The 659-nt window shown below is 53.1% G+C and carries 1 protein-coding gene; it reads left to right on the top strand.

Going from position 1 to position 659, the window contains the following annotated elements:
• Positions 1 to 207, top strand: a 207-nt coding sequence (locus tag JAO29_RS23105) for an SOS response-associated peptidase family protein (protein WP_334270644.1), incomplete at its 5' end; no start/stop codon positions are given.
• Positions 208 to 659 lie beyond the last annotated feature (452 nt).

Below are 659 nucleotides of genomic sequence, written 5' to 3' on the forward strand. Positions count from 1 at the left end.
AATCAGTTGATGACGCCGGTGCATAACCGCATGCCGGTCATCCTGCACGAGAGCGAGTACACTCGATGGCTGGATCGCGGGGAGACCCACCAGCCGCCCATCGATCTCCTGCGCCCCTTCCCCGCCGATGAGATGGAAGCCTTCGAGGTTAGCAAAGACGTCGGAAATGTAAAGAACAACTCAGCCGAGTTCCTGAATAGCAAATGACAATTGGGAAGCCGTAACTACTAGCCCGTTAGCGGTGTATGTCCGGGAGTCGCTGATCCCTTGGGGACGGCGAACTGATTTCCGTAAGATTCGTCTATTTTACGATGCGTCAACGAAACTTATTCTTTGCTGATCCGTTTATCCGGTTATGATGCGAGGATTAATGGATTCCCCTAGGAGACTTGCGGGTGTGACCTGCTTCGGCGGGCTACTGAGCGCGGGTGGTTTCATTTGGATGGGACGCCAACATGGTCCGAATCGCTCAGTTGCCATATTCATCTTGTTCGCTGTGACAGTGCTCTGTATCCTCGTTTCCGCTTGGGCGTCGAGTGCATTAAAGGACGGCATCAGAAACCAAAGGTGGCCAAATGGCGAGGTTGATCTTCTCCGTAGGACAGTCGATCATCCAGCTTGGAAAGTCGCAACCATCATCCTGTTGTTCTTCGCGATCG

The sequence above is a fragment of the Edaphobacter sp. HDX4 genome (assembly GCF_036877565.1).
In the GTDB taxonomy this organism is placed as follows: domain Bacteria; phylum Acidobacteriota; class Terriglobia; order Terriglobales; family Acidobacteriaceae; genus Edaphobacter.